This is a genomic window from Pseudomonas sp. Ag1 (genome assembly GCF_000278565.1).
In the GTDB taxonomy this organism is placed as follows: Bacteria; Pseudomonadota; Gammaproteobacteria; order Pseudomonadales; family Pseudomonadaceae; genus Aquipseudomonas.
Genome location: NZ_AKVH01000016.1, coordinates 1 through 1,915, shown reverse-complemented (window position 1 = coordinate 1,915; position 1,915 = coordinate 1). Strand labels below are relative to the sequence as shown.

Sequence of the window (1,915 nt, the reverse complement as noted above, 5' to 3'; positions counted from 1 at the left end):
GGCTGCGATGCCTGGTGGCATCTGGGATGCGTGCTGCGAGGACCCGAGAGCGTTCGGGATGTACATGCGCATCGTCGGCTGGCGGTAGCGATTTGCGGGGTATGGGGGCGCTTTAGCCCCCATGCAAGCAGGGGATAGGCCAATGCTGCTGGTCGGATTCGCGGCTTCCGTACCCGAATCGCGACAGGGCACCCCGCGCCATGCGGGCCATTTCTGCGGTGCACCTTGCGAAAAGTGGTGAACCTGGCTACCTTACGGTGCATCAGCCAGGAGTGCACATGCCTACACAAAACCCGCGTCTCACCATCACCCTGTCTCCGCCTCTGGACGCGGCTATCCGCCGCTTGAGCGAGCTGACAGGGCAGAGCAAGTCCTCCCTCATCGTTGAACTGCTGGACCAAGCCAAGCCCGTCTTGGAACGTATGGCAGAGGTCATTGCACTTGCGCAGACTGCCACCCAGGAAGCCAAAACCCGTATGGCGGCCAACCTGGATGCTGCGCAGTCCAAGCTGGAGGAGCACCTTGGTCTGGTCAACGACCTGTTCGATGAGCAAACCGAGAGCCTCCTGGGGGAGATTGAGCAAGTTCGTCGGCGTAGCGCGAAGGGTGCGTCTGGGCGAGCGGACGGACGCACGGCAGCGCAGCGACGCGCGCCCGCCCGCTCGTCTGGACGCACCTCTCCTGTGAGCACTGCGAAGGGTGCTCAACCCCCCCATGTAACACGGGGGTCGGGATCCCCGGTCACACCCCAGAAACGGAAAGGCAAATCGGCCGCAAAGCCAACACCCACGCGGGTCGGGAGGAAAAATGGCTGAGTTCGATGCGTACTCGGCCACGTCCAGGGCGCTGAAGGTCGAAAAGGCGCTTGGCCTGGTCTGGTTCCCAGGGGGGCAAATCCGGGAGGGGAGGGGCTTTCATGGCTTCGAGAAACGGTGGTCCGTGACCTGTGAGCAGACCAGGGAAGAGGTGGGCTCGGTGAGCAGTGGCGGCACGCACGGGGACCTGGTGATGCTGGAGGTGAAGGGCTTGCGCACGCGGGAGGTGGTGCCGGTCCTGCGCGAGGAAGTCCCGGAACACGCCTGTACGCGGGTAGATGCCTGTGTCGACTTCGATCGCCCTGGTGCCTGGGACGATCTCCTGGGCATCCTGGCCGAGGTCAAGCAGGAGCAGGGCCTCAAGGGTGAGAAGCGAGGGGACTGGGATTTCCCGGAGGATGGTCGGACGATGTACCTGGGTGCCAACAGCAGCCCCGTCCGGTGCCGCCTCTACGAGAAGGGCAAGCAACCAGGCTACCGTTCCGCCTGTCGATGGGACTGGGTTCGCCTGGAGGCCCAGGTAAGGCCCCAGAAAGACGCTAGGAGGGTCTTCAGCACGCTTTCCGCTGACCAGGTGTGGGGTGCATCGGGGTGGACGCGGAAAATCGCGCAGAGGGCCTTCTCGCTCGAAACAGGGGCATTCCCAGCGGCAGGGGTGAAGAAGGACACGGACTTCGCCCAGCGGTGGGAATGGGTCTGTGCCCAGGCTGCGCCGACGCTCCTGGAGGCCATCGAGGTTTTCGGGGACTGGGAGTCGGTACGCCGGAACCTGATCGAGGGTCACAGGGCCAGGCTGGCCGGCAAGAGGGGGTGTTGATGGCCTATCGGCTCAGTATTGGCGGCAAGGTGGTGGGTGAGTTAGAGACCTGGAAAGGCTGCTGGGAGTCTATCGATTGGTCCTATGAGCAGTTTCAGGACAGGTATTCGGGAGTCCTTCGGTACAGGGTCACGGACCTGGATTCTGGCAAGTCGGTGCGGGCTGCGATGCCTGGTGGCATCTGGGATGCGTGCTGCGAGGACCCGAGAGCGTTCGGGATGTACATGCGCATCGTCGGCTGGCGGTAGCGATTTGCGGGGTATGGGGGCGCTTTAGCCCCCAT

Annotated in this window: 2 protein-coding genes; both read left to right on the top strand. The window is 63.7% G+C overall.

The genetic code is table 11. From position 1 onward, the window contains the following. Positions 1-278: 278 nt before the first annotated feature. Positions 279-815 carry a hypothetical protein gene (locus A462_RS32155; protein WP_004637567.1) on the top strand — a complete coding sequence of 179 codons (537 nt, stop codon included), beginning with the start codon at positions 279-281 and terminating at the stop codon, positions 813-815. Next, positions 808-1,632 carry a replication initiation factor domain-containing protein gene (locus tag A462_RS32160; RefSeq protein ID WP_008430108.1) on the top strand — a complete coding sequence of 275 codons (825 nt, stop codon included), beginning with the start codon at positions 808-810 and terminating at the stop codon, positions 1,630-1,632. The genes A462_RS32155 and A462_RS32160 overlap by 8 nt, the downstream gene beginning before the upstream one ends. The last annotated feature ends 283 nt before the right edge of the window (positions 1,633-1,915 follow it).